This window comes from Bacterioplanes sanyensis (assembly GCF_014652515.1).
In the GTDB taxonomy this organism is placed as follows: Bacteria; Pseudomonadota; Gammaproteobacteria; order Pseudomonadales; family Oceanobacteraceae; genus Bacterioplanes; species Bacterioplanes sanyensis.
In genome coordinates this window covers 1-21,334 of the sequence record NZ_BMYY01000017.1, presented here as the reverse complement: position 1 = coordinate 21,334, position 21,334 = coordinate 1, and the positions used below count along the sequence as shown (strand labels likewise).

24 protein-coding genes are annotated in these 21,334 nt (G+C 55.4%); 11 read left to right on the top strand and 13 right to left on the bottom strand.

The genetic code is table 11. The features are described 5' to 3' along the window. The first annotated feature begins 1 nt into the window (after position 1). Positions 2 to 4,024 (top strand): YhdP family protein, encoded by a 4,023-nt coding sequence (locus IE090_RS16810; RefSeq protein WP_189390241.1) that lies wholly within the window; start codon positions 2 to 4, stop codon positions 4,022 to 4,024. Beyond that, the gene (locus IE090_RS16805) at positions 4,021 to 4,827 is read left to right on the top strand and encodes a carbon-nitrogen hydrolase family protein (protein WP_189390239.1); all 807 of its coding nucleotides are present in this window, start codon (positions 4,021 to 4,023) and stop codon (positions 4,825 to 4,827) included. The genes IE090_RS16810 and IE090_RS16805 overlap by 4 nt, the downstream gene beginning before the upstream one ends. Before the next feature lie 19 nt (positions 4,828 to 4,846). On the opposite strand, the gene yjgA is transcribed toward IE090_RS16805, so the two are convergent. The 12 genes from yjgA to IE090_RS16745 form a co-directional block, all read right to left on the bottom strand. Continuing rightward, the gene (gene yjgA, locus IE090_RS16800) at positions 4,847 to 5,350 is read right to left on the bottom strand and encodes a ribosome biogenesis factor YjgA (RefSeq protein WP_189390237.1); all 504 of its coding nucleotides are present in this window, start codon (positions 5,348 to 5,350) and stop codon (positions 4,847 to 4,849) included. A 5-nt stretch (positions 5,351 to 5,355) separates the two neighbouring features. Beyond that, entirely contained in the window at positions 5,356 to 6,711 is a 1,356-nt protein-coding gene (gene mgtE / locus IE090_RS16795; protein WP_189390235.1) for a magnesium transporter, read from the bottom strand. A gap of 172 nt (positions 6,712 to 6,883) precedes the next feature. Beyond that, positions 6,884 to 7,153, bottom strand: a complete 270-nt coding sequence (locus IE090_RS16790; RefSeq protein ID WP_189390233.1) for an HPr family phosphocarrier protein — start codon at positions 7,151 to 7,153, stop codon at positions 6,884 to 6,886. Beyond that, on the bottom strand, positions 7,146 to 8,018 hold the full coding sequence (gene rapZ / locus IE090_RS16785) for an RNase adapter RapZ (RefSeq protein ID WP_189390231.1): 873 nt from the start codon (positions 8,016 to 8,018) through the stop codon (positions 7,146 to 7,148). Before rapZ ends, IE090_RS16790 begins: the two co-directional genes overlap by 8 nt. Before the next feature lie 32 nt (positions 8,019 to 8,050). After that, positions 8,051 to 8,503, bottom strand: a complete 453-nt coding sequence (gene ptsN / locus IE090_RS16780) for a PTS IIA-like nitrogen regulatory protein PtsN (RefSeq protein WP_189390229.1) — start codon at positions 8,501 to 8,503, stop codon at positions 8,051 to 8,053. Between the two features lie 8 nt (positions 8,504 to 8,511). Continuing rightward, a complete protein-coding gene (gene hpf, locus IE090_RS16775) occupies positions 8,512 to 8,811 on the bottom strand; it encodes a ribosome hibernation-promoting factor, HPF/YfiA family (RefSeq protein ID WP_189390227.1) in 300 nt (99 codons plus the stop codon). A 35-nt stretch (positions 8,812 to 8,846) separates the two neighbouring features. After that, positions 8,847 to 10,331: an RNA polymerase factor sigma-54 gene (locus IE090_RS16770; RefSeq protein WP_189390225.1), complete on the bottom strand. Its 1,485-nt coding sequence runs from the start codon at positions 10,329 to 10,331 to the stop codon at positions 8,847 to 8,849. Between the two features lie 134 nt (positions 10,332 to 10,465). Continuing rightward, entirely contained in the window at positions 10,466 to 11,191 is a 726-nt protein-coding gene (gene lptB / locus IE090_RS16765; protein WP_189390223.1) for an LPS export ABC transporter ATP-binding protein, read from the bottom strand. Continuing rightward, the gene (lptA, locus tag IE090_RS16760; RefSeq protein WP_189390221.1) at positions 11,172 to 11,702 is read right to left on the bottom strand and encodes a lipopolysaccharide transport periplasmic protein LptA; all 531 of its coding nucleotides are present in this window, start codon (positions 11,700 to 11,702) and stop codon (positions 11,172 to 11,174) included. The genes lptB and lptA overlap by 20 nt, the downstream gene beginning before the upstream one ends. Next, positions 11,683 to 12,243 carry an LPS export ABC transporter periplasmic protein LptC gene (gene lptC / locus IE090_RS16755; protein ID WP_189390219.1) on the bottom strand — a complete coding sequence of 187 codons (561 nt, stop codon included), beginning with the start codon at positions 12,241 to 12,243 and terminating at the stop codon, positions 11,683 to 11,685. Before lptC ends, lptA begins: the two co-directional genes overlap by 20 nt. Next, positions 12,243 to 13,220 carry a KpsF/GutQ family sugar-phosphate isomerase gene (locus IE090_RS16750; RefSeq protein ID WP_189390216.1) on the bottom strand — a complete coding sequence of 326 codons (978 nt, stop codon included), beginning with the start codon at positions 13,218 to 13,220 and terminating at the stop codon, positions 12,243 to 12,245. The genes lptC and IE090_RS16750 overlap by 1 nt, the downstream gene beginning before the upstream one ends. Then, a complete protein-coding gene (locus IE090_RS16745; RefSeq protein ID WP_229815814.1) occupies positions 13,217 to 14,191 on the bottom strand; it encodes a calcium/sodium antiporter in 975 nt (324 codons plus the stop codon). Before IE090_RS16745 ends, IE090_RS16750 begins: the two co-directional genes overlap by 4 nt. A 193-nt stretch (positions 14,192 to 14,384) precedes the next feature. Between IE090_RS16745 and IE090_RS16740 the strand changes: the two genes are divergently transcribed. The 8 genes from IE090_RS16740 (at position 14,385) to hisD (ending at position 20,309) form a co-directional block, all read left to right on the top strand. Beyond that, entirely contained in the window at positions 14,385 to 15,182 is a 798-nt protein-coding gene (locus tag IE090_RS16740; protein WP_189390215.1) for an ABC transporter ATP-binding protein, read from the top strand. Continuing rightward, positions 15,179 to 15,955 carry a lipid asymmetry maintenance ABC transporter permease subunit MlaE gene (gene mlaE, locus IE090_RS16735; protein WP_229815813.1) on the top strand — a complete coding sequence of 259 codons (777 nt, stop codon included), beginning with the start codon at positions 15,179 to 15,181 and terminating at the stop codon, positions 15,953 to 15,955. Before IE090_RS16740 ends, mlaE begins: the two co-directional genes overlap by 4 nt. 1 nt (position 15,956) lies before the next feature. Further along, complete coding sequence (mlaD, locus tag IE090_RS16730) at positions 15,957 to 16,418, top strand: outer membrane lipid asymmetry maintenance protein MlaD (protein ID WP_189390213.1); 462 nt, start codon at positions 15,957 to 15,959, stop codon at positions 16,416 to 16,418. Next, positions 16,418 to 16,729: an STAS domain-containing protein gene (locus IE090_RS16725; protein WP_189390211.1), complete on the top strand. Its 312-nt coding sequence runs from the start codon at positions 16,418 to 16,420 to the stop codon at positions 16,727 to 16,729. The genes mlaD and IE090_RS16725 overlap by 1 nt, the downstream gene beginning before the upstream one ends. Positions 16,730 to 16,810: 81 nt before the next feature. Continuing rightward, a complete protein-coding gene (locus IE090_RS16720; RefSeq protein ID WP_189390209.1) occupies positions 16,811 to 17,044 on the top strand; it encodes a BolA family protein in 234 nt (77 codons plus the stop codon). Positions 17,045 to 17,053: 9 nt separating this feature from the next. Further along, positions 17,054 to 18,319 carry a UDP-N-acetylglucosamine 1-carboxyvinyltransferase gene (gene murA / locus IE090_RS16715; RefSeq protein ID WP_189390207.1) on the top strand — a complete coding sequence of 422 codons (1,266 nt, stop codon included), beginning with the start codon at positions 17,054 to 17,056 and terminating at the stop codon, positions 18,317 to 18,319. Positions 18,320 to 18,342: 23 nt separating this feature from the next. Next, positions 18,343 to 18,999: an ATP phosphoribosyltransferase gene (hisG, locus tag IE090_RS16710; RefSeq protein ID WP_189390206.1), complete on the top strand. Its 657-nt coding sequence runs from the start codon at positions 18,343 to 18,345 to the stop codon at positions 18,997 to 18,999. Further along, positions 18,996 to 20,309 carry a histidinol dehydrogenase gene (gene hisD, locus IE090_RS16705; RefSeq protein WP_189390204.1) on the top strand — a complete coding sequence of 438 codons (1,314 nt, stop codon included), beginning with the start codon at positions 18,996 to 18,998 and terminating at the stop codon, positions 20,307 to 20,309. Before hisG ends, hisD begins: the two co-directional genes overlap by 4 nt. 70 nt (positions 20,310 to 20,379) lie before the next feature. On the opposite strand, the gene IE090_RS16700 is transcribed toward hisD, so the two are convergent. Beyond that, entirely contained in the window at positions 20,380 to 20,970 is a 591-nt protein-coding gene (locus tag IE090_RS16700) for a hypothetical protein (RefSeq protein ID WP_189390202.1), read from the bottom strand. 151 nt (positions 20,971 to 21,121) lie between these two features. On the opposite strand from IE090_RS16700, the gene IE090_RS16695 reads away from it, so the two are divergent. Further along, positions 21,122 to 21,310 (top strand): hypothetical protein, encoded by a 189-nt coding sequence (locus IE090_RS16695; RefSeq protein ID WP_189390200.1) that lies wholly within the window; start codon positions 21,122 to 21,124, stop codon positions 21,308 to 21,310. Positions 21,311 to 21,334 lie beyond the last annotated feature (24 nt).

The following is a 21,334-nucleotide window of genomic DNA, read 5'->3' as shown; positions in this document are numbered from 1 at the left end:
AATGATGGTGCGCTGGCTACGTGAACTTTGGTTGCAACTGTGGATAACCCTAGTTGTTGCCTTGGTGCTATTGGCGCTTTACGTAAGCGCTGGGCGACAACTGATTCCGCTGTTGGAAACCTACCAACCAGAAGCAGAGCAATGGCTGAGTGAGCAGCTCGGCCAACCTGTGCGTATGAATCGTCTGCAGGGCGGTTGGCGCGGTTTATCTCCTTTAGTGCGGGTGGAAGGGCTTCATATCGGCCCCAGCAGTCAAGGCATTGGCATTGGCCGTGTTGAGGCCCAGTTAGATGTTAGTGCCTCGGCATTTTATCGCCAGCCGGTATTTAAGCGCATCGAAGTGACAGGCGTGCGTGCGCACTTGGTGGAGCAGCAACGGCATGTGTGGCAGCTGGCCGAAGGTTGGCAACTAGACCTTAACCAGCTGCAGCGCGGCTCCTCGTCTGAGGAGTCGACCTCAGCCAGCAACGGGCGCCCAGCCTGGCTCGATTGGTTGGAGTTGCAGCACAGCATTGCCTTTCAGGATTGGCACTTAACTGGCGATGGCCTCAAGTTTGATGAAGAGCTAAAAGTCCAACAACTGCTGTGGCGCAATCGGGGCGACAGTCGTGTGTTGGGCGGCGATATCGCTTGGGGAGCCGATGGCGAGGTGGCCCATATTCGCGTCAGTGGTCGCTTACAGGGGCCGCTCTGGCCTTGGCGACAACAGCAAGGCCAGCTGTTTTTAGAGGTAGAAGAGCAGAACTGGCTGCGTTGGATTCCCGACAGTTTGCCCGAGCCCATGCAGGTCACAGCGGCTCGTGCTGGCATGATGACATGGCTGAATATAGATCAAGGTCAACTGCAAAGAGTCCACAGTCTAGTGACCATACCTGAGTTCAATCTCAGCACCGCTGCGCAGCCTTTAGAGCTCGGCCGTGGCGTAATTCAGTTGGACGGCCACAAACAAGGCGATGACTGGCAAGCAAGGTTGAAGCTCGCCTTTGCTGAAGCCCTTCCGGTTGATCAGGTGTACCTCAGCACGGTCAATATGGAAGACGCTGACGGGTTGGCAGGTAAGGGCTGGCAGTTACAGTTGGGCGGCGTTGATCTGCAACAAACCAGTCGCTTCCTACAGCAACATGCGCTGCTGCCCGAGCTGTGGCAGCGCTACCTGAACGGCTTGCAGCCGCGTGGTCGAGCGCAAGAGACGCGTGTTTCGCTGCTGCAGCAAGGTGAGCAAACCCAGTTAGAGGTACGGGCAGATCTGCAAGCCGTGAGCATTGAGCCCTACCAAGGCATTCCTGGCCTTAAGGAGGTGGATGCGGAGCTACAACTGTTGCCTCATCAAGGCCGCTTACGCATTCGTGATGACCAGCTTGAGCTGTGGTTAGCCGACGTTTATGACCAGCCTTGGACATTGACCGAGGCGCGTGGCGATTTTACTTGGGCCATTCATCCGGATTATTACCAGCTGCAACTGCAAGCGTTCAGCGCCCGCTTAGCAGGCTCGCCGCTGACCGGCGAAGTAGCTTTGCGCATTCCTGAAGACGACAGCGGCATTGAAGCCAACACCTCGGTGCTACTGGGGCTGCAGCAAGCCCCGGTGGCTCTAAAGCAACAGCTGATTCCGTCACTGTTGGAGGATGAGCTGCGCCAGTGGCTGGATCAGGCGTTAGTAGCCGGCACCATTGAGCAAGCCGTACTGGCGCTGAATGGTCGCCTCGGGGATGACAGCCGTGATGAGCAACGCAGTATCCAGCTCTACCTGCAAGCCCAAGATTTGCAGCTGCAATACTTGCAGCAGTGGCCGGCGTTGCGTGAGTTTGATGGCCGCTTGTTGCTGGCTTCACCCAATCTCGACGTATGGGTGGATAAAACCCGCACTCTAGGTGGTGGCCTACAGCCTCATAGCGGGCGTGTTCAGTTGCGCCAGCGGGATGGCCAGCCATGGCTTAACGTTGCTGCTCGCTTAACGGGTAACAGTCGTGAGGCATTGCGCTATTTCACCGATACGCCGCTGCGCGACATGGTCGATGGCGCATTCGATAGGTGGCGAGCCGAAGGTCCACTGCAGGCCGGCTTGGTATTAAACATGCCACTGGGCGACGACGCCGGTGATCCGCAGGTGCAGCTGGATGTCAGCCTGCAAGACAATCAACTGCATATCGGTGAGTTAGATCTCGACTTCAAGGCTATTAATGGCCGTTTGCAGTTTGACAGTGAGCGCGGTTTGTTCAGTGACCAGCTGCAAGGGCAACTGTTGGGGGGCGAGTTCGAAGCTCAAATTCGCTCGACGCCTGTGGGCGAGGGTTATGACATGACCTTGGCAGCCAAGGGAGGCAGCCAATGGCCTGCCATCAAGCAATGGCTGCCGTTGTTTTTATTGGACCCCTTAGACGGTGAACTGAGTTACGACGCCGAGTTAAGCATCGCCAGCGAACAACGCGGAGGCGTTAAGCTGGCGCTCAGCTCTGACCTAGATGGTACCGTCATTGATTTGCCAGCGCCGATGGGCAAAACCGCCGAGCAGACAGCCCAACTGGCGATGACGGTACAGCCCGGTGCCGACACTCGCATCAGCATGGATTACCAGCAGTGGCTGAAGTCGGTGCTGGCACTGCGCGATGGCGAGCTGCAGCGCGGCCAAGTCTACTTGGGCGGCAGCGATGCCTTTTTGCCCAGCGACCCTGGAATAGAAATTCGCGGCCGGGTAGATGAGCCCATCAGTGCTGCTGAATGGTATGAGGTGTGGCAGCACATGCAGGCGCTGCTGGCCGAGCCAGACATCGAGGCTGAGCGCAGCGACATCACTGCCGTGCCAGTGGACGGAGCTGAGACATTGCCCATAGACAGTGCTGAAACCGGCCCAGTGCGCCTAGTTGATTTGCAGTTTGCTGCTATCGATGTGTGGGACATTCCCTCGGGCCCGGCGCGGCTGCAAGCCAGCCAAGAGTTTGGTGAATGGCAAATGCAGCTTGAGAGCGACCTGGTAACTGGTGATGTGCTGCTACCTGCTGATGCAAATATGCCGATTCAGCTCGAACTGGATTATATCCATCTGCCCACTGGCGCTGACGACCATGCTGAAAACGCCAGCCCAGCAGAGGCGGACGTCACTGCAGATCCATTGCAAGACGTCGACCCGGCCGCCATGCCAGCTATGGATATGCAACTGGCTGAGCTTTACATCGGTAGCCGCAACTTTGGTCGTTGGCAGTTGAGTAGCCGGCCCCTAGCCGATGGTTTGCAAGTTGAGGTAGACGACAGTGATCTGAAAGGCCTGCGCATGTTGGGCAAAATGCAATGGCGCTACCGCGAAGGCGAGCACACCACCGAGTTGAACGACCTCAGCTTCACCAGCAATGACATTGGCAAGGTACAAAAGTCGTTTCGCCAACAGGCTGTTTTGAACGCCGAAGACAGCCGCGTATTAGGACGAATGAGCTGGCGCGGCTCGCCGCTGGCGTATAACCCTCGCTCGCTGGATGGAGTGCTGTCGCTACGCATGCGCAACGGCCATATGGCCGCGGAAGGCGCTGATGCGTTAAAAGCCTTTGGCGTGCTCAACTTCAACTCCATTAAACGGCGCCTGCAGCTGGACTTTTCCGACCTGTATCAGTCCGGTGTCGCCTTTGATGTGCTGAAGGCCAAAGCCGACATTAACGATGGCGTACTGGTGCTAACAGAGCCGCTGGTTATGGACGGGCCGGGCAGTAAGTTTTGGTTATCTGGCTCCAGTAATCTGAACTATCGCACGTTAGATATGAAATTAGCGGTCACCTTTCCTGTGGGGGGCTCGCTGCCTTTGGTGGCTATATTGGCCGGGTTAGCACCGCCGGTGGCAGCTTCGATTTATGTCACCGAGCGTTTGGTCAGCGACGAGCTGGAGCGCTTTACCAGCGCCAGTTATACCGTGCGTGGCACATGGTCGGAGCCGCAGTTGACCATTAACCAAGCATTCGATAATGAAGTAGACGGTAAAACCAGTCGTAGCCTGGGTGAAAGGCTGCGCAGTATTAACCCGTTTGGAGGTGACGAATGAGCACAGATTCTGTAGCCGTGGTGCAACTGTCATCAGCGCCGGACGTTGATCGTAACTTAGCCACTGCCCATGCCTTAATAGCGGATGCGGCCCGTCAAGGTGCATCCCTGGTGGTATTACCTGAGATGTTCTTAACCTTGGACGGCAGCCAGTTTGCCGAGCTGGCCGAGCGTCGGGATATTCATCAACAGTTGGCGGATTGGGCCAGTCAGTTGGGCATTTGGCTGGTGGGCGGTGCTATACCCATGCCATCGCCGGATGATGATCCACGTTTGCGCTCAGCTTGCTGTGTTTGGAACGATCAGGGCGAGTTGGCGGCGCGTTATGACAAAATTCACTTGTTCGATGTCAACGTCGGCGACGCCCAAGGGCGCTATCTGGAGTCGGATCGCTTTGCCCCTGGAGAAAACGTGGTGGTGGTGGAGACGCCAGTTGGCAAGTTGGGCTTGGCGATTTGTTACGATTTGCGCTTTGCCGAGCTGTTTCAAGCGTTGGCAGATAAAGGTGCCGAGCTGATTTCATTGCCCGCGGCGTTTACCTATCGCACCGGTGAAGCGCACTGGCAGCCACTGCTGCAAGCTCGCGCCATTGAACAGCAATGCTATGTATTGGCGGCTAACCAATGCGGCTGGCATGACGACAAGCGTCAAACCTGGGGCAACTCACAGATCATCGACCCTTGGGGTTCGGTCTTGACGCAGTTGGGGCAAGAGTCAGGTGTGGCGTTGGCGGAAATCGACCGTGATTGGCTGGCGCAGTTGCGAGAGCGCATGCCGGTGCAACAGCACCGACGCTTGCGCTAAGTTTGGTTGCAATGGCGGGTTACTCCGCCATTTGTGCCTTAATAAATTGAAACAACGCCTTGTAGTGCTTACCGGTTTTGCCGCTGGCGTGCTCTTTACGCGCATTGCGCAGTAAGTTGCGCAAATGTTGACGATCCAGCTGCGGGAATTCGGCCATAAACTCCGCCAGGGCGTCATCGCTCTCTACCAAGCGAGTGCGCCACAGCTCTTGCTGGCGCTGCAGGCGCCCATATAGCTCACTCGATGGATCGAGCAGGTCGAGTTGGCGGCGAATGCCATCAACATCTTCCGAGCGCATCAATTTGCCAATGTACTGCAGGTGGCGACGCTTGGCTTCATGTTGCTTTAAGCGCTTGCTTTCTTCCAGCGCCGCCAGCAGCGTTTCGGTAAGATCAAACTTTTGCCATTGCGCAGGCGTTAGCTCAGTCAGTTGGCGCCCGAGCTCTTGCAGGCGCTCCATTTCGCGTTTTAGTTCGGACTTACTGACGAACTCATCGTCATCAAAATCTTGGTAATCAGTCATATCGGCTACAGATAAAACAGGGTGGCCAGCCCCAGAAAAGACATAAAGCCCACCACATCGGTGACTGTGGTCAGTACCACCGAACCCGCCAGGGCCGGGTCAATGCCACGGGCTTTCATAATAAGTGGCAATGCCGCACCAGTGACCGCTGCCACCAGCAAATTGATGATGATGGCGGCGGCAATAATGACGGCAATGCCTGGGTCGCCGAACCATAGCAGGGTGATGGCGGCAATGACCAGTGCCCATAGCACACCATTGATGGCAGCCACGACGAGCTCGCGGTTAAACAACCAGCGAAAGTTAGCGCCACTTAAGTGCCCCAATGCTTGGCCACGAATCACCAGGGTCAATACCTGACTGCCGGCAATGCCGCCCATGCTGGCGACAATCGGCATCAACACCGCCAAGGCGACGACTTTTTCAATGGTGGCGTCGAATAAGCCAATGACGGCCGACGCCATAAACGCGGTGATCAAGTTGATGCCCAACCAAACGGCGCGACGGCGGCTGGTTTTGAGTGCTGGGGCGAAGGTGTCTTCTTCGTCGTCCAGGCCGGCCATGCTCATTAATGAGTGGTCGGCGGTTTCGCGAATTACATCGACCACGTCATCAATGGTGATGCGGCCCAACAGTTGGCCATTGGCATCGACCACGGGTGCAGATACTAGGTCGTGGCGTTCAAACAGTTTGGCGACCTCGTTTTCATGCTGGGTCGCATGAATCACGCGCGTGTCCGTCGACATGACTTCGCGCACGGTTTGCTGTGGGTCGCTCACCAACAGCTTGCGAATGGGCAGTGAGCCAATGAACTCGTTATTACGGTTGACCACCAGCAGGCTGTCGGTCATATCCGGCAGCGCTTTGTGGCGACGTAAATAGCGCAGTACCACTTCTAAGGTAATGTCAGCACGAATGGTGACGGTGTCTGTGTTCATCAGACCGCCAGCACTGTCTTCTGGGTAGCCCAATACGGCTTCCAGTCGTGCCCGGTCTTGCTGGTCCATGACGTCCAGCACTTCCTGTGTTACCCGCTCCGGCAACTGCTGCAGGATGTCCGCTACGTCGTCGATGTCGAGGTCGGAGGTAACGCTAGCGACGCGCTCGGCGCTCATATCGCGCAGAAAGTTGCCCTGCAGCTCTTCGCTCAGGTGCTGCAGCACTTCACCTTCGAGTTCTTCGTCCACCAGCTCCCAAAGAATCTCCCGCTCCTTCGGCGGCGAGGATTCAATCAGGTGCGCCACGTCTTGTGGTGCCAGGCCAGAATTAATAATGCGCTGCACCGTCGCCAGCGAGCCGCTCTCGAGGGCAAGGTTAAGGCTATGTAATCTGGCTTTGGCTTTTTCGCTGTGCTGGGCCATAGACAGTGCTCAGGTGTACAAGTGAAGGGAGGTGCCGCTTGGGCGAATAAGCTTGATTCTAGCTGGAAACCGCGCAGCAGACTACGAAACTGCTCGCAATTGTCTCTGTAGTGAATTGATTTTGCGTTAAAAAATTATTTCAGCGAGCAACAGGGGAGAGGTGACGGAGGGGTTATTCGCCTTCATCAAAGCGGCGTTGGATTAAGTCTTCGAGGGCGGCAATGGCTTGCTCAGCATCGTCGCCGTCAGCTTGTAACACAATATCGGTGCCCTTGCTGGCGGCTAACATCATCACCGCCATAATGCTTTTACCATCCACCATGCGCTCTGGATAACCGACTTTGATGGTGGCTGAATGCGCCGTGGCGGTAGACACCAGTTTGGCGGCGGCGCGAGCGTGTAGGCCCAACTTATTGATAATGGTAATGTTTTTTTCAATCATGCTGGGCATTGTCCTGGGTGAGTTCGCGGTGTCGCACTTGAACATTAGCGAACTGCTGACGAAATTGTCCAGCCAGTTGCTCGGCCATATAGACCGAACGGTGCTGACCGCCAGTGCAACCGATGGCAATGGTCATATAGCTACGATTGTTATCAATAAACCCAGGCAGCCAGCGCTCGATAAAGGCCTGAATGTCCGCTCGCATGGCCGCGACTTCCGGTTGCGCGGTTAAAAATGTTTGCACTGGCGCTTGCTGACCTGTGTATGGGCGCAGCTCCAGCTGCCAGTAAGGGTTAGGCAGGTTGCGCACATCGAACACATAGTCGGCGTCGATGGGAATGCCTTTTTTAAAACCAAAAGATTCAAACAAAATGGCAATGTCGCTGCTTTCACGCTCGGCGACGCGCAGTTTGATTAGGCTGCGCAGCTCGTGCACCGACATGTTGGTGGTATCTAGGGTTAGGTCGGCCATATTGGCCAGCGGCTCTAACAGCTGCTGCTCAGCCTGAATGGCCTCGGCCAAGGCCAAGCGATGATTGGTCAGTGGATGTTTGCGCCGAGTGGCACTGAAGCGTTGCAGCAAAACCGATTCGCTGGCGTCGAGGTAAACCACTTCGAGCTGATACTCGTCATGTGGTAACTGCAGCAGCACTTCGGCAATGCCATCGCTGGTTTGTGACAGGTTGCGCGCATCGATGCTGACGGCAACATTGGATAAACGTGGGTCGTGTTGAGTTTCTTGAGCTAAGGCAGGCAATAGCGGAATCGGTAGGTTATCGATGCAGTAAAAGCCTAGATCCTCCAGTACGTGCAAGGCACTGGACTTGCCAGAGCCAGAACGGCCACTGATGACCACCAGTCGCATCGTGTTACCTCCTCGTCATTCCATGGCTCGGTCTATTCAGCATTTAATGCCCGCTGAAACAGTTGCTGTGCGTTAGGAGCGTTGCGCAGCGCGCTGCGAAACTCTTGGGTGCCAAAATTACGGGCCAATAGCGCCAGCACTTGCAGGTGTTCCTCGGTGGCTTCTTCCGGCACCAACAGCGCGAACACCAAGTCAACTGGCTGTTGATCGACTGCGTCGTAGTCGATGGGCGCCTCCAAGCGTAGCAGTACCCCCAGCGCTTGATCGCATTGCTGCAGCCGGCAATGGGGAATGGCAATGCCTTCACCAATGCCGGTGCTGCCTAGGCGCTCACGGGTGAGCAGGCGCTCGTAAATATCGTCTTCGGAGCTGCCGGGCAGGCGCTGACCAATGAACTGTGCCAGGTATTGCAGCAATTTTTTCTTGCTGGAAGCGGGCACATTGATCTGTGCCCGGTCTGCCGTGAGGATATCTTCGATGCGCATAGATGTGGTTAGTGGCCGTGTTTACGAGCGACTATTTTCTCTTTGTGTTTAATGACTTGGCGGTCGAGTTTATCGATCATGGAGTCGATGGCGGCGTACATGTCTTCTTGCTCGCAGCTGGCGTGCAAGTCAGCGCCGCTGACATGAATGGTGGCCTCAGCTTTTTGGCCACTTTTTTCCACCGTCAGCGTGACCTGACCTGTGGTGATGTTGTCAAAGTGACGCTCCAGCTTGGCCAATTTTTCTTCCACATAGGCCTGCAGTGAATCAGTAATTTCAACATGATGACCACTGACATTGATTTGCATATCCAGACTCCTTTAGCTGGTGGATGTCGCAGTAGTTAAACCAGCTGCTTCCGCTCATTCGAGGGTGGAATCAGCATGGCTTCACGATATTTGGCCACCGTACGGCGGGCGACCTTGATGCCTTTGTCACCCAGTAAAGTCGCGATTTTGTTGTCGCTCAACGGTTTACGGGCATTTTCTTCGGCAATCAACTTTTTGATCATGGCACGAATGGCAGTCGATGAACATTCACCACCGCTGTCGGTGCTGACATGGCTGGAGAAGAAATACTTCAACTCAAACACGCCGCGCGGTGTGTGCATGTATTTTTGCGTAGTCACCCGTGAAATGGTCGATTCGTGCATGTCGACGGCTTCCGCGATGTCGTGCAGCACCAGCGGTTTCATCGCTTCTTCACCTTGTTCGAAGAACTCAATCTGATATTCCACGATCTTGGTGGCCACGCGCAGCAGGGTATCGTTACGACTCTGCAGACTTTTTATAAACCAGCGCGCTTCCTGTAAATGATCCTTAAGAAAGGTATTGTCAGCGCTGCTGTCCGAGCGTTTGACCAGTGCCGCATAGTCGGCATTAACCCGCAGTTTCGGGGCAATATCTGGGTTGAGTTCGACCCGCCACTCGCCGCGAATCTGCCGCACAATCACGTCGGGCACCACGTATTCGGCTTGCTCTGGGCTGATGCTGGCGCCAGGTTTGGGGTTGAGTTCTTTGATCAGCCTAAGCGCGGCTTTGAGATCGTCCTCTTTGAGCCGGGTCTTGCGCATCAAGGTGGCGTAGTCACGACTGCCCAGCAGTTCAATGTGTTCGTCGATGACTTGAATGGCTTGGGCGCGCCAAGGGGTGTCTTGTGGCAGCTGACGCAGTTGCAGTAGCAAGCACTCGCGCAAATCGCGGGCAAAGACGCCGGTGGGTTCGAACTGCTGCAAGCGATGCAGCACGGCCATGACTTCTTCTTGCTCGATTTCGTGCTCGGCGTCAAAGGCGCTGACGACGTCGTCGATGCTGGTGTGCAGGTAACCATCGCTGTCGGTACCATCGATCAGCATGATGGCGATGTCGCGGTCCAGCTCTGACATTGGCGTTAAGTTCAGTTGCCACAGTAGGTGGTCTTGCAAATCGTCGGTGGTGGCGTGGCGCGAGTCGTAATCAAAGTCGTCATCGCCCACGGGCGCCGCGCTGCTGGCAGTGCTGGCGGTGGCTTGGTAGGTGTCTTCCCACTGACTATCGACGGGCAGATCCTCGGGCAGCTGCTCATTCGACCATTGCTCGTCGACTTCGGCGCTGTCGCTGTCTTGGCTGCTGCTCTCGCTGGTCTCTTTGTTGAGCTGGTTGTCGTTACTGGTGTCGCTGGCCGGCGCTTCGTCGTGCTCTTCGGTTTCCAGCATGGGGTTGGAGTCCAGCGCTTCCTGAATCTCTTGCTGCAAGTCCAGTGTCGATAGCTGTAACAAACGAATGGCCTGTTGCAGCTGCGGCGTCATGGTCAGCTGCTGGCCCATCTTGAGCTGGAGTGAGGCTTTCATAGATCTCTGATAATCACCTAAACGGCACACTATATGCTTGGCATTATAGGTCAGGAGCTTTGGCGAGGAATACTGCTTTAGCAATCATTTCCTTGCGACTGGTCAGGCATCATAGCCTTTTGCCCGCTGCAGAATCAAAGGCGGAAGTCGTCCCCTAAGTAGACTTTGCGTACCTGCTCGTTGGCCAGTACCTGCTCGGCATTGCCCTCGGCGATGATGTGGCCGCCGCCAACGATGTAGGCTTTTTCGCAAATGGCGAGGGTTTCACGCACATTGTGATCGGTAATGAGCACACCAATGCCGCGCTGTTTTAGCTGGCGAATGATGTCCATGATGTCAGACACGGAGATCGGATCGACGCCGGCAAACGGCTCATCTAGCAAAATAAACGCAGGCTCTGCTGCTAAAGCGCGGGCAATTTCCACTCGCCGACGTTCACCACCCGACAACGCCATGCCCAAGCTGCTGCGAATGTGTTGAATATGAAATTCATCCAAAAGCTGCTCCAGCGCTTGCTTGCGCTGACTGCGATTGAGGTCTTTGCGGGTCTCTAAAATCGCCATGATGTTGTCGGCGACGCTGAGTTTGCGAAAGATGGACGCTTCTTGCGGCAAGTAACCAATGCCGCGGCGGGCGCGGCCGTGCATCGGCAGGTGGCTGATGTCATCGTCATCGATGCGAATACGGCCCTTATCGGCCTGCACCAGGTTGACGATCATATAAAAGCAGGTGGTTTTGCCAGCGCCGTTGGGGCCTAACAAACCGACAATTTGGCCGCTCTCAACCGATAACGACACGTCTTTGACCACTTCGCGGCCGTTGTAGCTTTTTGCCAGGTGCTCAGCTTTCAGGGTTTTCATTAGCAGACTCGGTCGCTTGCGGCTGGATGATGACTTTAATGCGCTGTTTGCCCTCTTCGCCGGGCTTTTCTTCGCCGCCTTCGGCAGAAATGGTGTCGCGCAGCATGTCGTAGCGAATCAGCTCGCCACTGAATTGGTTGCCATCTTGCTCCAGGTGCGCGTCGCCCTGAATTACGACTTCACGTTGCTGCGCTAGGTAGTCAATGCGCTGGCCATGCGCTTCTGTGAGTGCATCACCGGCGCTGATGATTTGCTGATAACGTGCCGGCTTGCCACGCGCAGTGGCGCGTTCCAGTTGCTCACCATCGCGAAATAACAGCAGTTGATCGGCCTCAATACGCAGGCTGCCCTGGGTCAGAGTGACGTTGCCTTCATACACCACCATGCCGGTTTTGCGGTCCAGCTCGGCGTGGTCGGACAAAATCGTCACCGGTTGTTGCCAGTCCTGCTCCAGTGCCAGACTCGCGCTGGCGATAAGTAGCAGTATCAGGCTACTGAACAATCGGGTCATACCGGGTATTTACCTCCTGGTGAAAGCTCATGCGCTGGCGCTGCAGATCTAAGGTCATGCCGGTGGCGGTCAGCTGAATACGGTTGTGGTCGATGCGCACAAACTCATCTGTGTGCGCGATCTGGTTGTCAATATCGTAGTGCAAACGTTCGGTAGTAATGATGATGGGGTCAGGGCTGTCCAGAGTGCGAATCTCAACGGACTGTTCCAGCGTCAGCTGATTGTCGTCATCTTTGAGCTGCCCCTGACGCGCCTGAATGCGCCAAGTCACGTTTTGTTGGTCCAACGCTGTGATGTCGGGAGCGGTAAACTCGGTATGTCGGGTTTGCGGGTAGTGCACCGAGCTGTCGGCCTGCAGGGTTTGCACGCGCTGCCCAGTGTGATCGAACCGCTGGCTTACCAAGCTGTCGCCATAGTAGTCCGGTTCGTTGGCATTGCGCTCGTTGCTGCTCTGACTCCAGCTGGCGGTATAGCGATCCACCGCCAGCAAAGCCAGACCAAAGATTAACGTCAGTAACAGCAGCAAGTAGCGCTTGCGCATCAGATCACACCGGCGCGCAGCATGTCGTGCATATTGAGCACACCCACCAAGCGTTGCTCGTCCATCACCACCAAGGCGTTGATCTTGTTATCTTCCATCAGTTTCAGTGCTTCGGCTGCCAACACGCCTGGTTGTGTGGTTTTGCATTGGCGCGTCATCACATCCTTCATGCTGGCGCTGTGAATATCGGTGCCTTGGTCGATGGTGCGGCGTAGGTCGCCATCGGTAAAGATGCCGAGTAAGTTACCGTCGTCGTCTTGCACTGTGGTCATGCCCAAGCCCTTGGAAGTAATCACCAGCAGCGCTTCGGCCAGCGGTGTTTGCGGCCCAACACTGGGCACTTCGCTGCCGCTGTGCATGATGTCTTCAACTTTTAACAGCAGGCGTCGGCCCAGTGCACCGCCTGGGTGAGAAAAGGCAAAGTCTTCGGCGGTAAAACCGCGAGCTTCTAACAAGGCAATGGCTAACGCATCGCCCATCACCAACGCGGTGGTGGTGGATGAGGTCGGTGCCAAATCCAGCGGGCAGGCTTCTTGCTCAACGCCGGTGTTTAAATGCGCGGTCGCGGCATTCGCCAAGGTGGATGCCGGGTTGCCGGTCATGCTGATCAAGGCTGTGCCCAGGCGCTTTAGCAGCGGCAGCAGGCTGGTCACTTCGGCGGTTTCGCCGGAGTTAGACAGAGCAATCACCACATCATCGGCGGTGATCATGCCCATATCGCCGTGGCTGGCTTCACCTGGGTGCACAAAAAACGCCGGTGTGCCGGTGCTGGCCAAGGTGGCTGCTAATTTCTTACCGATATGGCCAGACTTGCCCATGCCGGTAACGACCACTCGGCCTCGGCACGCCAGTAGGGTGCGACAGGCTTGGCTGAAATCGCCGTCGATGCGTGGCGCTAAAGCGGCAATGGCCTGCTGCTCCAGCTCAATGGTGCGCTGGGCGGAGGCTACAAAATCGAAGGAGTCAGATGCGGTCATGCGGTTGCCATAAAGAACAAAAGAACAAGGTAGCCAATATAACCACCAGTTAAAGCGATGCCATAGGGACGGCCTACCTTGCCGCTGCGATAACACAGCAGCAGAATCAGCCCCAGCGCCAGTGTGGCGGCCATCATAACGCTGAAGTCACGATAGAGTGCGGCCGGTTCCACGGCGGTGGTGGCCAGCAGGCCCGGAATCGGCATCACCGCCAATAAGTTAAAAATGTTTGAACCAATAACATTGCCGATGGCAATGTCGTGGTGGCCTTTGAGGGCGCTGGCCACCGACGCTGCCAACTCTGGCAAGCTGGTACCGATGGCGACGATGGTCAAGCCGATAATCAAATCACTGACGCCAAAGGCAACGGCAATTTCCGTTGCGCCCCACACCAACATGCGTGAACTCACCATCAGCGCCAAAAGACCTGTGACCAGCCAAAAGATGGCCTGCCCGGTGCTGGTGTGCTCAATGGCTTCGGCTTCTTCTTCATCCACCAAAGGCTCGCCCGATTCGCTGGAATCTTGAAACATTAAATACAGAGCGAATACCAACGCGCTGATCAAGATCAGCGCATCGACCCAGTTAATCTCTAAGTCTGCCAAGGTCAGGCCACCAATGATGCTGATCAGCAGCAACAGCGGCATTTCTTTGCGCACCAGTTTCTTTTGCAGTGGAATGGGGCTGACTAATGCGGTAATGCCCAGCACCATCAAAATGTTGGTAATGTTGGAGCCCAGTGCGTTACCAATGGCCAAGTTGCCGGCGCCGTCGAGTGACGCCATGGCGGAAACAAACATCTCTGGCGCCGAGGTGCCAATAGAGACGATGGTTAAGCCCACCAGCAGAGGCGACATGCCCAAATGACGTGCTGTGGCAGCGGCACCAATGACAAATTTATCGGCACTCCATACCAGTACAATCAGGCCGGCTAAAACGGCCAGATAAGCGGTCAGCATAGTTTCGGTCATCCGCGAGTCATAAAAGGGCGCCATTGTACCTGAGGCGGGGGGCAGCGCAATTGCAGGACTGTCATAGATTGTGCACTGTCGGAACAGTGAGTTGTCGTGACGGCGTCACCTTGATTGCCATGCCCCTTGGTGTGGCCGGTGACATTCCGCTATGCTGGCGCGCAAACTGCCATTGAGGCCGAATCGAGGTGACATGGACCCCTATATTTCAATCTCTGAGCTGAGCTTTCGGCGCGGCGAGCGGCTTATTTATGACCGCCTCAGCGTTGACTTCCCGCGTGGCAAAGTAACCGCCATCATGGGCCCCAGTGGCACGGGTAAAACCACCTTGCTGCGCTTAATTGGCGGTCAGCTGAAACCTGATCAGGGCAGTGTGGTGGTGGCCGGCCAACGGGTGAACGAGCTAAGCCGTCGTCAGCTGTTTGAACTGCGGCGCGAAAAAATGGGCATGCTGTTTCAGACCGGCGCACTGTTCACCGATTTGTCGGTGTTCGACAACGTTGCTTTTCCGCTGCGCACCCATACCGACTTACCAGAAACCATGATTCGCGACTTGGTATTAATGAAGTTGGAAGCCGTCGGCTTGCGCGGTGCGCGTGATTTAATGCCCAGCGAGTTGTCCGGCGGGATGGCTAGGCGCGTTGCCTTGGCACGCTCCATCGCCATGGACCCAGAGTTGATGCTGTATGACGAGCCGTTTACCGGTCTCGACCCGATTTCTATGGGCATGATCGTCAAGTTGATTCGCGCCCTCAGCGAAGCGCTGGGGCTCACCAGTTTGTTGGTGTCTCACGATGTCGAGGAGTCGTGCAGCATTGCTGATTATTTGTGCCTGGTGTCGGATGGCCGGGTGATCGGCTTTGGCCCGCCGGATGAGCTGTTGCACGAAGGCAATGATGAAGTGCGCCAGTTCTTGCGCGGCGATCCCGACGGCCCGGTGCCGTTTCACTACCCGGCGGCGGATTATCGCCAGGAGTTGTTGTCGTCATGATGGTGCAACGCTTAGGACGTCGTGGCGTCAGTGCCATGCAATCGATGGGGCGGGCGGCAATCTTATTTTATCGCTCACTGCTGTGGGGTGGCCCGGGCAGTGCCGGCTGGCGTGACTTGCTGCAGCAAATTCACGCCGTGGGCGTGCGCTCGCTGTCGATCATCATTGTGGCGGGCTTCTTTGTTGGCATGGTGCTGGGCCTGCAAGGCTATACCATTTTGATCGACTTTGGCTCTGAGGCCGCGCTGGGCACCATGGTGTCTTTGACCTTGCTGCGCGAGTTAGGCCCGGTGATGACGGCGCTGCTGTTTGCTGGTCGGGCAGGGTCGGCGCTGACGGCAGAAATCGGTTTGATGAAAACCACCGAGCAGTTATCGGCCATGGAAATGATGGGCGTTGACCCGTTGAAACGGGTGATTACGCCGCGTTTATGGGCCGGCATGATTGCCGTACCTATTCTGGCCTTGCTGTTCAGTACCGTTGGCATTTGGGGCGGTGCCTTTGTGGCGGTGGACTTGCTCGGCATCGACGAAGGTGCCTACTGGGGCAATATGCAGGCGTCGGTCGAATTTTATGAGGATGTCGTTAAAGGCATTGTTAAATCTGTGGTATTTGGCTTAGTCGTGACCTGGATCGCTGTTTTCCAAGGTTACGACTCGGTACCCACTTCCGAGGGCATTGGTAAGGCAACAACGCAAACCGTGGTGGTGTCGTCGTTGGCCGTACTGGGGCTGGATTTTGTGTTAACCGCCATCATGCTGGGAGGCGTGTAATATGCAAATGCGTAATGTCGAACTTACGGTCGGCGCATTTATGATCATGGGAATTGTCGCTCTGGTGCTGATGGCGTTCAGAGTCAGTGGTTTGACGCAGCAGGCGACAAGCGATACCTACACCTTAAAAGCTCGGTTTGAAAACCTGGCCGGTTTGAATGAGCGCGCCAAGGTCTCCATGTCAGGGGTCACCATCGGTCGGGTCACCAAGGTCTACCTAGATCAAGAGTGGTATTCAGCCGTGGTCGAAATGGAGATCAACGCCGATGTTGAAACCCTGACCCGTGACACATCTGCGGCCATCTTAACGGCGGGCTTACTGGGTGAGAAGTACATAGGCTTAACCGTTGGCGCTGACCCAGAATATTTAGAGGATGGCGACTGGATAGAAGACACCCAATCCGCGCTGGTGTTAGAAGAGCTGATTGGCCGCTTCTTATTTAACAAGGCGGAAGAAGGCTAATGGTAGCGCCAACGCTCAATGCCGACGGTAGCAACAAGGCACAGCTGACAGGCGATTTAACCCTGGCAACGGTGACGCCTCTGGCGCGCCGTGGCCGCTGCTTGATCAGTGCCGCCGAAGACGTTTGGCAAGTCGACATGGCCGGTGTGGATCAGGTTTCCAGTGCCGCGGTGGCGCTGCTGCTCGACTGGTATCGCTATTGTGAGCAACGTGAAGTGCGGCTGGAAATCGCCAACGTGCCCGATAGGTTGCAGCCCATTATCGCCATCAGTGATTTACAACCGGTGTTTACCAAACTGTTCATAGTCTGACCTGCGGCCAGTGTCATCGCTGAGTGGAATCGGCTATGATTGGCCGCCCAAATTTTGCTGACAATGAGTGGTATCGCGGTTATGACGCCAGCTGAAATTTTACAGATTCTGCAAACCGAAGCGCCTGACGTCACCTGGACGGTTGACGGTGACGGTTACAAATACGAAGTCAACGCAGTCGGCGAGGCATTCGAAGGCCTCAATGCCGTGAAGCGCCAGCAGTTCGTGTATAAACTGCTAAATCCTTACATTGCCGATGGTCGCATTCATGCGGTTACCATTCGTGCTGAGACCCCTGCCGAACACAACGCCTGAGACCCCTTGATGGATAAGCTAAGCATTCGTGGCGGTCGCCGGCTGGACGGTGATATCCGCATTTCCGGAGCGAAAAACTCCGCCCTGCCCATTTTGGCCTCCACTTTGCTGGCCGATGGCGTCATGCACGTGGGCAATCTGCCGCACCTGCACGACATTACCACCATGCTGGAGCTGCTCGGCTGCATGGGTGTCCAGGTCGCTGTTAATGAAGACATGTCGGTCGAAACCGATTGCGGCCAGATGACCAGTTACGTCGCGCCCTACGATCTGGTGCGTACCATGCGCGCCTCTATTTTGGTGCTAGGGCCGTTATTGGCGCGCCACGGCAAGGCCGAAGTGTCATTGCCGGGCGGTTGTGCCATTGGCAGTCGACCGGTGGATTTGCACATTCGCGGTATGGAAGCCATGGGTGCGGAAGTCGATGTGGTCGATGGCTACATTCAGGCTCACGTGCCGGGTGGTCGCTTAAAAGGTGCCAATATCTTTTTTGATACCGTGACCGTAACCGGTACTGAAAACGTGATGATGGCCGCTGCATTGGCCGATGGCAAAACCGTGATCGAAAACGCCGCGCGCGAACCAGAAGTGGTGGATTTGGCCAACTGCCTGATCGCCATGGGCGCCCGCATTGAAGGCGCGGGTACCGACACCATGATCATTCATGGCGTCGAAACACTGCATGGCTGCCACTTCGATGTGCTGCCCGATCGCATTGAAACCGGCACCTACTTAGTAGCAGCTGCGGTCACTGGCGGGCGGGTTAAATGCAAAGACACCGACCCACTGTTGCTGGAAGCCGTGCTGCACAAGCTGGAAGAAGCCGGCGCCAAAGTGACCACAGGCTCCGATTGGATCGAGCTGGATATGGAAGGTCGTCGCCCTCAGGCGGTCAGTGTGCGTACCGCGCCACACCCAGCCTTTCCGACCGATATGCAAGCCCAGTTTGTGGTGCTGAACGCCGTCGCTGAAGGCACGGCCACCGTGATTGAAACCGTGTTTGAAAACCGCTTTATGCACGCCCAGGAACTGGTGCGCATGGGGGCTGACATTCACGTTGAAGGCAACACAGCCATTGTTACCGGCAAGCCCGGTTTAAAAGGTGCGCCTGTGATGGCCACCGATTTGCGTGCTTCCGCCTCGCTGGTGCTGGCCGCGTTAGTGGCGGAAGGTGAAACCGACGTGAATCGCATTTATCACATTGATCGTGGTTACGAATGTATTGAAGAGAAATTCCAACAATTAGGTGCCGACATCCGCAGGGTGTCGTCCTAGCACATGAAAGGATCAGCAAGCGTATGACTCAACCGTTGACTATTGCCCTGTCTAAGGGCCGCATTCTGGACGACACCCTGCCACTGCTAGCCGAGGCAGGCATTCATCCAGCAGAAGACATCAAAAAGAGCCGCAAGCTGATCTTCGATACCAACCATGAGCATATTAAGTTGGTGGTGATACGCGCCACCGACGTGCCTACCTATGTGGAATACGGCGCTGCAGATTTAGGCGTGGCCGGTAAAGACGTATTGATGGAATACGGCAGCGATGATTTGTGCGAGCCCCTCGACTTAAACATCGCCAGTTGTCGCTTAATGACGGCAGCGTTAAAAGACGCGCCCATGCCACAAGGGCGCTTAAAAGTAGCGACTAAGTTTGTCAATGTGGCCAAGCGCTATTTTGCTGAGCAGGGTCGTCAGGTCGACATTATTAAACTCTATGGCGGCATGGAGCTGGCACCCATCATGAACCTGGCCGATATGATTGTGGATATTGTCGATACCGGTAATACCCTCAAAGCCAATGGCTTAGAAGCACGTGATCTGATCGCGCCGATCAGTTCGCGTTTAGTGGCGGGGCGTGCGGCGATGAAAGTCAAACACGCGCAAATTCAGCCCATCATCGAGCAGATGGCTGCCGCGGTTGAGCGTCAGCGTACTGAGCAGGAGGCCGTATGAGCATTGAAATTCGCCGTCTATCTTCCGAGCAAGCCGATTTTAATGAGCAACTCAGCGCGTTATTGGCGTGGGAGTCGGTCTCTGACAGCCAGGTACAAGCCACGGTGACCGATATTTTGTGGCAAGTAAAACAGCGCGGTGATGCTGCTGTGATCGAATACAGCAATCGCTTTGATCATTTGCACGCCACCGCCATGCACGAGCTGGAGTTGGATCAAGTGCGTTTGCAGCAGGCGTTAGATGGCTTGCCCGAAGAGCAACGCCAGGCGCTCAACACCGCGGCCGAGCGTGTGCGTCGCTACCACGAAAAGCAAAAGCAGGATTCTTGGAGCTACCAAGAAGCCGACGGCACTTTACTGGGCCAGCAAGTCACACCGATGGATCGCGTCGGTATTTATGTTCCGGGTGGCAAAGCTGCGTATCCGTCGTCTGTGTTGATGAACGCCCTTCCTGCCCACGTCGCCGGCGTGCAGGAAATTATTATGGTGGTGCCAACGCCAGGCGGTGAGCTCAACGAGCTGGTACTGGCAGCGGCGGCGGTGGCCGGCGTTAGTCGGGTGTTTACCATTGGCGGCGCCCAGGCCGTAGCGGCCTTGGCCTATGGCACGGAAACCATTCCCGCAGTGGATAAAATCGTTGGCCCTGGCAATATTTTTGTCGCCACTGCTAAGCGCCAAGTCTTTGGTACCGTGGGCATTGATATGATCGCCGGGCCATCGGAAATTTTAGTGCTGTGCGATGGTGATACCGACCCAGATTGGATCGCCATGGATTTATTTTCCCAAGCCGAGCACGACGAAGACGCACAGGCCATTTTGGTGTCGCCCAGCAGTGAGTTCTTGGACCAAGTCGAGCGCAGCATTGAGCGTTTATTACCGGATATGCAGCGCGAAGAGATTATTCGCGCCTCCCTTACCGGTCGCGCTGCGCTGATTAAAGTTGCCGATATGGACGAAGCATGTGAGGTCAGCAACCGCATTGCGCCCGAGCATTTGGAATTATCCGTCGCCGATCCACAAGCATTGTTGCCTAAGATTCGCCACGCCGGTGCGATTTTTATGGGCCGTCATACCTCCGAGGCGCTGGGCGATTATTGCGCTGGCCCTAACCACGTATTGCCGACCTCGGGCACGGCGCGGTTTTCATCACCACTGGGTGTGTACGATTTTCAAAAGCGCTCGTCGTTGATTATGTGCTCGCCTGAAGGTGCCTCTGAACTGGGCAAAACCGCCTCGGTACTGGCGCGCGGCGAGCACCTGGAGGCCCATGCCCGCTCAGCGGAATACCGTATTTTAGGCGATGATCAATAACGTCTTAGTCTGAATAAAAAAGAGCGCCGCGGCGCTCTTTTTTATTGTTGTTTTAAAGCTGGCAGCATAATTATTCTGAGCGCAGGCTGGTAGCCAGTGTTCTTACCTCAGCTTTTTGCTCGTCGTGGCTAAAGCCAAGGGTTATAACGATGAAGTTGTTTTTATCAATGGTTAAATATTGGTACTGCTGAAAATCAAAGCCAGCACCTGGAATGCTTACCGCGTAGCTTAGGCAGCGGTAGTTTTCTAGCGCGGCCTCTGGGCAGGGGGAGCGATTGAGGTCTTGCTGGCTAAACTCATTCGACAACTCACGCGCGACTTGATCGAGAGAAACGTCTGGCTCGCGTTCAGACACATTAATAACTAAGGTGCTGTTTCTATTCTGCCCATCAACGACAACCGGCTTAGTGAATTGATAAATCTGTGTGTCTACCAAGGCCGTCAGTGCTTCCTTGAGCGTATCGGACATTTCGTTATCTTCCGCGAGCCGTTGAGCGGCTTGCAGCCGATCCTGTTGATTGCGCTCAATCCAGTCGCTAGGGATGTCTAGGCTAATGTCGGTTTGTGGAATATTGAAGGTCTGGTGGGCGTCAAAGCAGCCGCTGAGGCCAGCGGATGCAAAAATAATTGATCCGATTATAAGAAAGCGTTGATAGGTCATGGTGATGATTACTTTAAAATTTAAATATGATTGAGCTGGGCAAAACCAGCAGTGATAGCCCGTAAGGCCGGTGTGATTTTGCATCATTACCTGTCGCCGTCAAAGCAAGTTGAAATAAGTAAATGTCAAGGAAAATACTAAGGGGGTCGATATGGTTCGCGATGAAATTAAACAGTTAGTATATTTGACCTTGGGCATATTTCTGCTGGGAAGTGCCGCATTTATGTATATTTTAAATGGAGAAAACGACCGCTACTGGTTCGTACTGACAAGCGGCTATGCCGTCGCATTGTGTACTTGGCTAGTGGTCCATGCGGAAAATAATGTAACTTTTGGGTAGATGAGCGTATCATCCACTTATGCG

What these genes read in the sequence shown, in the direction of transcription:
- IE090_RS16810 (WP_189390241.1), top strand. Translation starts at nt 2, where the DNA reads ATGATGGTGCGCTGGCTACGTGAACTTTGGTTGCAACTGTGGATAACC.
- IE090_RS16805 (WP_189390239.1), top strand. Translation starts at nt 4,021, where the DNA reads ATGAGCACAGATTCTGTAGCCGTGGTGCAACTGTCATCAGCGCCGGAC.
- yjgA (WP_189390237.1), bottom strand. Translation starts at nt 5,350, where the DNA reads ATGACTGATTACCAAGATTTTGATGACGATGAGTTCGTCAGTAAGTCC.
- mgtE (WP_189390235.1), bottom strand. Translation starts at nt 6,711, where the DNA reads ATGGCCCAGCACAGCGAAAAAGCCAAAGCCAGATTACATAGCCTTAAC.
- IE090_RS16790 (WP_189390233.1), bottom strand. Translation starts at nt 7,153, where the DNA reads ATGATTGAAAAAAACATTACCATTATCAATAAGTTGGGCCTACACGCT.
- rapZ (WP_189390231.1), bottom strand. Translation starts at nt 8,018, where the DNA reads ATGCGACTGGTGGTCATCAGTGGCCGTTCTGGCTCTGGCAAGTCCAGT.
- ptsN (WP_189390229.1), bottom strand. Translation starts at nt 8,503, where the DNA reads ATGCGCATCGAAGATATCCTCACGGCAGACCGGGCACAGATCAATGTG.
- hpf (WP_189390227.1), bottom strand. Translation starts at nt 8,811, where the DNA reads ATGCAAATCAATGTCAGTGGTCATCATGTTGAAATTACTGATTCACTG.
- IE090_RS16770 (WP_189390225.1), bottom strand. Translation starts at nt 10,331, where the DNA reads ATGAAAGCCTCACTCCAGCTCAAGATGGGCCAGCAGCTGACCATGACG.
- lptB (WP_189390223.1), bottom strand. Translation starts at nt 11,191, where the DNA reads ATGAAAACCCTGAAAGCTGAGCACCTGGCAAAAAGCTACAACGGCCGC.
- lptA (WP_189390221.1), bottom strand. Translation starts at nt 11,702, where the DNA reads ATGACCCGATTGTTCAGTAGCCTGATACTGCTACTTATCGCCAGCGCG.
- lptC (WP_189390219.1), bottom strand. Translation starts at nt 12,243, where the DNA reads ATGCGCAAGCGCTACTTGCTGCTGTTACTGACGTTAATCTTTGGTCTG.
- IE090_RS16750 (WP_189390216.1), bottom strand. Translation starts at nt 13,220, where the DNA reads ATGACCGCATCTGACTCCTTCGATTTTGTAGCCTCCGCCCAGCGCACC.
- IE090_RS16745 (WP_229815814.1), bottom strand. Translation starts at nt 14,191, where the DNA reads ATGACCGAAACTATGCTGACCGCTTATCTGGCCGTTTTAGCCGGCCTG.
- IE090_RS16740 (WP_189390215.1), top strand. Translation starts at nt 14,385, where the DNA reads ATGGACCCCTATATTTCAATCTCTGAGCTGAGCTTTCGGCGCGGCGAG.
- mlaE (WP_229815813.1), top strand. Translation starts at nt 15,179, where the DNA reads ATGATGGTGCAACGCTTAGGACGTCGTGGCGTCAGTGCCATGCAATCG.
- mlaD (WP_189390213.1), top strand. Translation starts at nt 15,957, where the DNA reads ATGCAAATGCGTAATGTCGAACTTACGGTCGGCGCATTTATGATCATG.
- IE090_RS16725 (WP_189390211.1), top strand. Translation starts at nt 16,418, where the DNA reads ATGGTAGCGCCAACGCTCAATGCCGACGGTAGCAACAAGGCACAGCTG.
- IE090_RS16720 (WP_189390209.1), top strand. Translation starts at nt 16,811, where the DNA reads ATGACGCCAGCTGAAATTTTACAGATTCTGCAAACCGAAGCGCCTGAC.
- murA (WP_189390207.1), top strand. Translation starts at nt 17,054, where the DNA reads ATGGATAAGCTAAGCATTCGTGGCGGTCGCCGGCTGGACGGTGATATC.
- hisG (WP_189390206.1), top strand. Translation starts at nt 18,343, where the DNA reads ATGACTCAACCGTTGACTATTGCCCTGTCTAAGGGCCGCATTCTGGAC.
- hisD (WP_189390204.1), top strand. Translation starts at nt 18,996, where the DNA reads ATGAGCATTGAAATTCGCCGTCTATCTTCCGAGCAAGCCGATTTTAAT.
- IE090_RS16700 (WP_189390202.1), bottom strand. Translation starts at nt 20,970, where the DNA reads ATGACCTATCAACGCTTTCTTATAATCGGATCAATTATTTTTGCATCC.
- IE090_RS16695 (WP_189390200.1), top strand. Translation starts at nt 21,122, where the DNA reads ATGGTTCGCGATGAAATTAAACAGTTAGTATATTTGACCTTGGGCATA.